The following is a 6709-nucleotide window of genomic DNA, read 5'->3' as shown; positions in this document are numbered from 1 at the left end:
ACACGCTGCAAGTCCCGCTCTGCGGCCCGTACCCGCCCCACGCGACAAGGCATGCACGCGCGTGCTTCAGCAAAGCCTTTACCCCGCAGATGGGCGAAGAACCTTATTTTGCCCAGGGGCCTGGCGGCCGCTACGGGGCTCGGCTTGCGGCGCAGGCGAGCAGCCGGGAATGCTCCGGTGGGTCGGTGGGTCAGGCGCTGGGCGCGCATGCCCTTGGAGGCGAAATAAAGGGGGAGGCGGCGGCCGAAGGCCGGCGCCGGAGGACATTCGCCGGAAAGGGGATGCGCGCCCAGCGCCTGACCCGCCGACCCACCGGCCGCCGCGCAGGAAAAGATCCAGCGCGCGTCGTGCGCGCCGACCCGTATTACGCCGGCACGGCCCACCACGCGGCCACGGCCAGGATCGCCGGCACCGCCTGGATGAAGAAGATGCGCTTGTTGACGCTGTAGGCGCCGTAGCAGCCGGCCACGATCACGCAGCCGAGCATGAAGTTGACCAGCATCGGCAGGTGGTCGAACAACCCCCACGCCAGGCCGGCGGCCAGGAAGCCGTTGTACAGGCCCTGGTTGGCGGCCAGCACGCGGGTGGTTTCAGCCTTCTCTGGCGTGTTGCGGAAGGTCTTCAGCCCGAGCGGCCGGGTCCACAGGAACATTTCAAGCACGAGGAAGTACACGTGCAGCAGCGCGACCAGCAGGGTCAGCGAAAGGGCAATCCAGTACATGGGCAGGCCTAGGGGATGATCGGTGAAGCTTACTCCGGCCGCTCGGCCGGCAGTTTCTTTTCTTCGCGCAGCAGCCCGAACGCGGCGGCAGTCATCATCCCGGCCACCGCCAGGCCGCCGGCGAACACCGCGTGCGAGCCGAACAGCGACAGCCCCTTGTGCACCCAGGCGAAGGTCAGGTCCGCACCGCGATAGACCACCGTGTCGATCGCCGCGCCGGCCTTGTAGCGCCACTGCCGGTCCACCCGCGTGTACACCGTCTCGCGCGCCGGCTTGGCCAGCGAGAACTCGCTGGCGCGCGTCATCACCTGCACCAGCGCCACCAGCATCGGCAACGGCGAGGCGGCCAGCACCGAGAACCCCAGGATGATCGCAAAGCCGGGGATCAGCAGCGCCGGGGCGATGCCATGCCGCGACAGCAGCCAGCGGGTCAGGCCCAGCTGCAGCACCAGGGTGAGCGCATTGACCGCCAGGTCCACGCGCGAGAAGAACGCGGTGCTCGCGGTCGGGTCGGTGTACAGCCGGCGCACGATCGCGGCCTGCTCGTTGTACAGCAGCGTGCCGATCCCCACCCCGAACAGCACCAGCACCGCCAGCCAGCGCAGCAGCGGCTCGCGCGCGATCAGTTTGAGGCCATCGAGCACGCTGCCGCCCATCGGGGTCTCGCCCGAGGCCAGCTGCTGCGCCTGCTCGCGCGCCACCGCCCACAGCCGCAGCCGCCAGATGCACACCAGGCAGGCACTGAGGAAACCGGCCGAGACCAGCATCAGGTTGGCGATGCCCACCCGCTCCACCAGCGCCGAAGTGATGATCGGGCCGAGGAAGGCCCCGACCGTGCCGGCCGCCCCGATGTAGCCGTAGACCGCGCGCGCCTGGGCGTTGGAGAACACGTCGGCCATGAAGCTCCAGAACACCGCCACCGCGAACAGGTTGAACACCGCCGCCCAGAAGAAGAACGCCATCCCACGCCCGGGCACGCCGCTGTCGAACAGCAGGTAGAAGCCCAGCAGGCAGGCGATGAAGAAGCCGTACACCGCCGGCAGGAACACCCGGCGCGGGTAGCGGCTGACCACCGCGCCGTACAGCGGCTGCAGCACCAGCATGATCACGAACACGCCGGTGAACAGGAACTGCAGCACGAAGTCCTTCAGCGCGATGCCGTGGCTGGTGAACCAGGCGATCAGCACCGGCGGGAACACCGCTTCCAGATCGGCCGAGGCGGCCATCGCCTCACGCACCGGGCGCAGCACGTAGTAGCCGCTGAGCAGGCAGAAGAAGTACACGCACGCCCAGATCAACGGCGGCGACTGGCGCAGTGCCCCGCGCAGGCCCGGCCGCGTCGTCGCGGCGCCTGCAGCACTCATCGCACCCATTCCCGGTCAGGGTGGCGTGGCAACGGCGGCATCGTGCGAACTCCGGGCGGCAGAGCGCGCACGGTAAACGATGCACCGCAACATCGCCAGTCTCGGCCCGGTCCACCGGCGCAACGGTGCGGGCCGGCCGACGCCGCCCCGCTGGCGGCCGCACTGCCCTATGCTCGGGAACCGCCGTGGGGACGGTCGCCGCCAAGGGGACATATGTACGACTACATCATCGTCGGCGCCGGGTCGGCCGGCTGCGTGCTGGCCAACCGGCTCAGTGCCGATCCGCGCTGCCGGGTCCTGCTGCTCGAAGCCGGGCCACGCGACCGCAACCCGTTCATCCACATGCCGGCGGGGCTGGCGCGGCTGGTCAACAACCGCCGCATCAACTGGAACCTGCACACCGATGCCGAGCCGGCGCTGGACGGGCGCCGGCTGTGGTGGCCGCGCGGCAAGGTGCTGGGCGGCTCCAGCTCGATCAATGCGATGTGCTACGTGCGCGGCGTGGCGGCCGACTACGACGGCTGGGCCGCCGCCGGTGCCAGCGGCTGGGAGTGGGCGCAGGTGCTGCCGTGGTTCCTGCACAGCGAGGACAACAGCCGCGGCGCCAGCGCGCTGCACGGCGCGGGCGGGCCGCTGTCGGTGGCCGACCTGCGCCACCACAATCCGCTCTCGGCGGCCTTCGTGGCGGCCGCGGTGGAGGCCGGGCATGCGCGCAACCCGGACTTCAACGGGGATGGGCAGCTGGGCGTGGGCCTGTACCAGCTCACCCAGCGCGACGGCGCCCGCTGCTCCACCGCCACCGCGTTCCTGCGCCCGGCACGGCACCGCCCCAACCTCACCGTGCTGACCGGCGCCCACGCCACGGCGCTGAGCTTCAACGGCGATGCCGCCAGCGGCGTGTTCTACCGCCAGGGGCGCCAGCACCGCCACGCTGCGGCCAGCGCCGAGGTGATCGTGAGTGGTGGCGCCATCCATTCCCCGCAGCTGCTCATGCTCTCGGGCATCGGCCCGGCGCACGCACTGCGCAGCCACGGCATCAGCGTGCGCGCCGACCTGCCCGGGGTGGGCGGCAACCTGCAGGACCACCTGGACATCTGCACGCTGGTGCACACCCAGCCGGGGGTAAGCTATGACCGCAGCAACCAGGCGCGCATCGCCTTTGATTACTTCCTGCGCGGCCATCGCGGCGCCGGCAGCAGCAACATCGCCGAAGCCGGCGGATTCGCCCGCTCGGCGCTGGCCACCGGCGCGGGCGCGGACGTGCAGTTCCACTTCGTGCCGGCCATGCTCGACGACCACGGCCGCCACCGCCTGCCCGGCGACGGCTACACCCTGCACGCGTGCGCCCTGCACCCGCGCAGCCGCGGCCGGATCGCCCTGCGCGACGCCGATGCCGCCTCGCCACCGCGGATCGAGGCCAACTACCTGGGCGATGCCGAGGGCGTGGACCTGGCGATGATGAAGGAGTGCGTGCGGCTGTCCGCGCAGATCCTGCGCCAGCCGGCGTTCGACCGCTGGCGCGGTGCACCGATCTTTCCTTCGCGCCAGGACCTGGACGATGCGGCGCTGGTCGCCTTCATCCGCGCCAAGGCCGAGAGCATCTACCACCCGGTGGGGACCTGCGCGATGGGCACCCATGCCCAGGCCGTGGTCGACCCGCAGCTGCGGGTGCACGGGCTGCGCCGCCTGCGCGTGGTCGATGCCTCGGTGATGCCCACGCTGGTGAGCGGCAACACCAATGCGCCGACCATCATGCTGGCCGAACGCGCGGCGCACTGGATCGCCGAAGCGGCCGGTAGAAGCTGAACAGGGCTGCGCCAAGGCCCCCGCCGCCGGGGCCTGGAATGCATGCAAAAAGCGGGCCTTTTCAACCAGATACGCATTCATCTTCGCTTGGTTTGTGCAATGGGGAAAAGCGGCGCTAGAATCAGGCACAGCTGTCGCGCACGGGTCCCACACCATGAATCACACCAACAGGCGTCGACCGATCCGTTCGGCGGCCACCGGCTTGCTGGGCATCCTGATGCCCATCGCCATGTCCTCCACGGCGCAGACGCCCGCTGCCACGTCCGCCGGTTTCCCGGTGAACATCGAGAACGCCGCGGCGATCCCGCACACGCAGCCGGCCGCCTACCGCGCCTCGCCGTCCAACCTGAAGGTGTTGCCGCCGGCACAGGGCTTCAACGTGGCCGCGATCGAATCGATGGCCCAGCAGCTGACCTACGGCGAGCGCGTGCCCGGCATGGCCGTGGCGATCGTGCAGGGTGGCCGGGTGCTCAGCGCGCGCGGTTATGGCGTCACCGACGTCAACAACCCGCAGATGGTCGATGCGCACACCGTGTTCCGCCTGGCCTCGCTGTCCAAGGCATTCGCCGGGACGATGGCCGGGCTGCTGGTCAACGACGGCACGCTGCGCTGGGACAGCAAGGTCACCGAGTACGTGCCGGGCTTCCAGCTGAGCTCGCCGGAGGCGACCGACCGGCTGACCGTGGCCGACCTGCTCAGCCACCGCGTCGGCCTGCCGTACAACGCCTATGACCGCGACGTGGAAGCCAACGCCGAGTACTACACGCTCACCCACAAGCTGGCCTCGACCTCGCTCAAGTGCCTGCCTGGCGATTGCTACGCCTACCAGAACGTGGCCTTCAGCCTGATCGGCGACGTGGTCTACGCGGCCTCGGGCAGCTTCTACGAGCAGTCGGTGGAGCGCCGGCTGTTCAAGCCGCTGGGCATGGACGATGCCAGCATGGGCCTGGCCGGCATCCAGGCCAGCTCGCGCTGGGCGCGCCCGCACGTGCGCAGCCGCAACGGCTGGGTGTCGCTGACGCCCAAGCCGACCTACTACCGCCTGGCCCCGGCGGCCGGCGTCAACGCCAGCGCCAGTGACATGGCGCAGTGGCTGCTGGCCCACACCGGCCACCGCCCCGACGTGCTGCCTGCCCCGCTGCTGGCCACGCTGCACTCGACCCTGATCAACACCCCCGGCGAGATGCGCTCGGGCTGGCGCCGCGAGCGCCTGCAGTCGGCCGGCTACGCGCTGGGCTGGCGCAACTTCGACTATGCCGGCCACGAAGTGGTATTCCATGCCGGTGCCGTGCAGGGGTATCGCGGCCTGGTCGCGCTGGTGCCCGAGCGCGACCTTGGCATCGCGATCATGTGGAACGGCGAAAGCAGCCTGCCCAGCGGCCTGCTGCCCACCATCCTGGACCAGGCCATGGGCCTGCCGACCCAGCGCTGGCTGGACGTGGACACCGACTTCGGCAGCGACAGCCTGATGGCCGAGGACAGCGCGCCGGCCAACAAGCGCAAGGGCGTGTCGTCCAATCGCGCGACCGCCTCTCCGCGTTGATCGCGGCAGTGGGGTGAGAGGGAAAGGCGGCCGCTTGGCCGCCTTTTTTTGGTTCTTCGCCTATCTGCTGGGCAAGGTGTTGCAGAGCCCCGCAGATGGCCGAAGCGCCATAAAAAAACCCCCTCCCCGCTGGGCTGCCGGGGAAGGGGTTTCAGGGTGCGGCTATCGGGAACGACTTAGATCAGCGGTGCCGGGGTTGCCGGCAGGGCGACCGGAGCGGCCTTCTTCTTGCGAACGGCCGGCTTGCGCTTTGCAACCTTCTTCACTGCCTTCTTGGCCGAGGCCTTCTTGGCAGTCGCCTTCTTGGCCGCCGGCTTGCGCGCGACCTTCTTGGCTACTTTCTTGGTCGCCTTCTTGGCGGTCTTCTTGGTTGCCTTCTTGGCCGCGGCCTTCTTGGCTACCTTGCGGACTGCCTTCTTCGCGGTCTTCTTGGCGGCGGCCTTCTTGGCAACCTTGCGGACCGCCTTCTTCGCCGTCTTCTTCACTGCCTTCTTGGCGGCGGCCTTCTTGGCGACCTTGCGGACTGCCTTCTTCGCCGTCTTCTTCACTGCCTTGCGGGCGGTGGCCTTCTTGGCTGCCTTCTTCACCGTCTTCTTGGCAGCCGCCTTCTTGGCTACCTTCTTCACGGCCTTCTTGGCAGCGGCTTTCTTGGCTACCTTCTTGACGGCCTTTTTGGCGGCCGGCTTTTTCTTCGCAGCTTTCTTGGTTGCCATGGGATGGCTCCTCGTCAGTGATCTATGGAGTTGAAACGCCCAGGTAAAGCAAACCCGCAGGTGGACATCGCGGGGACCGCCGTCGCGTCAAGCGCGTCGTGACGGATACGGGGATACCTGCCGCAGGTGGCCTGGCCGGTACCGGATGGGAAGGGGCCTTGCGGTTCGCCGAGGGAAGCGAAGCCTTCTCCACCGTCTTCTGACGCGAGGTGGATGTCCAGGTTGTGCTTCGCGACTGGATGTCGATTCTGCTCACTCTGTTCGCAGCAAGGTCTGCTGTGGCGAAACCTAATCACGCTTTTTTTCACTGTCAACAACCCCGGCCAAAAATTTTCACATGGCGCGCGTCCGCGACGCCGCGTCCGGCCCCGCCGCACACGCCACCGGCACCGTGTCCGGCGCACGCGCGCGCACGCCGGCACCCCCTCGCGCGCATCACGCATGAAACGAAAACCACTTAAAAGAAGCACTTTCGTATTTGCAGCGCGCGTGCACCGCCGTTGCCACGCCGAGCGTGCACGCGTCGGCAGGCACGCCCGCCGGCCTACCCGCACGGCACCCA

Annotated in this window: 5 protein-coding genes; 2 read left to right on the top strand and 3 right to left on the bottom strand. The window is 68.9% G+C overall.

Annotation, left to right across the window (positions count from 1 at the left end; translation table 11 throughout):
- Positions 1-364 precede the first annotated feature (364 nt).
- Entirely contained in the window at positions 365-721 is a 357-nt protein-coding gene (locus tag RSA25_RS10615) for a DUF1304 domain-containing protein (RefSeq protein WP_332808857.1), read from the bottom strand.
- A 29-nt stretch (positions 722-750) separates the two neighbouring features.
- Positions 751-2094: an MFS transporter gene (locus tag RSA25_RS10610; protein WP_332808856.1), complete on the bottom strand. Its 1344-nt coding sequence runs from the start codon at positions 2092-2094 to the stop codon at positions 751-753.
- Between the two features lie 204 nt (positions 2095-2298).
- Between RSA25_RS10610 and RSA25_RS10605 the strand changes: the two genes are divergently transcribed.
- Both RSA25_RS10605 and RSA25_RS10600 read left to right on the top strand, forming a co-directional pair.
- A complete protein-coding gene (locus RSA25_RS10605; RefSeq protein ID WP_332808855.1) occupies positions 2299-3891 on the top strand; it encodes a choline dehydrogenase in 1593 nt (530 codons plus the stop codon).
- A 154-nt stretch (positions 3892-4045) separates the two neighbouring features.
- Positions 4046-5434 carry a serine hydrolase domain-containing protein gene (locus RSA25_RS10600; RefSeq protein ID WP_332808854.1) on the top strand — a complete coding sequence of 463 codons (1389 nt, stop codon included), beginning with the start codon at positions 4046-4048 and terminating at the stop codon, positions 5432-5434.
- A gap of 176 nt (positions 5435-5610) precedes the next feature.
- Here the strand turns inward: RSA25_RS10600 and RSA25_RS10595 are convergent, their stop codons facing one another.
- A complete protein-coding gene (locus RSA25_RS10595) occupies positions 5611-6147 on the bottom strand; it encodes a hypothetical protein (RefSeq protein ID WP_332808853.1) in 537 nt (178 codons plus the stop codon).
- Positions 6148-6709 lie beyond the last annotated feature (562 nt).

Source organism: Stenotrophomonas sp. (genome assembly GCF_036662295.1).
Taxonomy (GTDB): domain Bacteria; phylum Pseudomonadota; class Gammaproteobacteria; order Xanthomonadales; family Xanthomonadaceae; genus Stenotrophomonas.
The sequence above is the reverse complement of the archived record's forward strand: the minus strand, read 5'-3'. Positions and strand labels throughout refer to the sequence as shown.

Bases quoted from the DNA above. Each gene is read 5' to 3' on its own strand.
- RSA25_RS10615 (WP_332808857.1), bottom strand. From the start codon at position 721: ATGTACTGGATTGCCCTTTCGCTGACCCTGCTGGTCGCGCTGCTGCAC.
- RSA25_RS10610 (WP_332808856.1), bottom strand. From the start codon at position 2,094: ATGGGTGCGATGAGTGCTGCAGGCGCCGCGACGACGCGGCCGGGCCTG.
- RSA25_RS10605 (WP_332808855.1), top strand. From the start codon at position 2,299: ATGTACGACTACATCATCGTCGGCGCCGGGTCGGCCGGCTGCGTGCTG.
- RSA25_RS10600 (WP_332808854.1), top strand. From the start codon at position 4,046: ATGAATCACACCAACAGGCGTCGACCGATCCGTTCGGCGGCCACCGGC.
- RSA25_RS10595 (WP_332808853.1), bottom strand. From the start codon at position 6,147: ATGGCAACCAAGAAAGCTGCGAAGAAAAAGCCGGCCGCCAAAAAGGCC.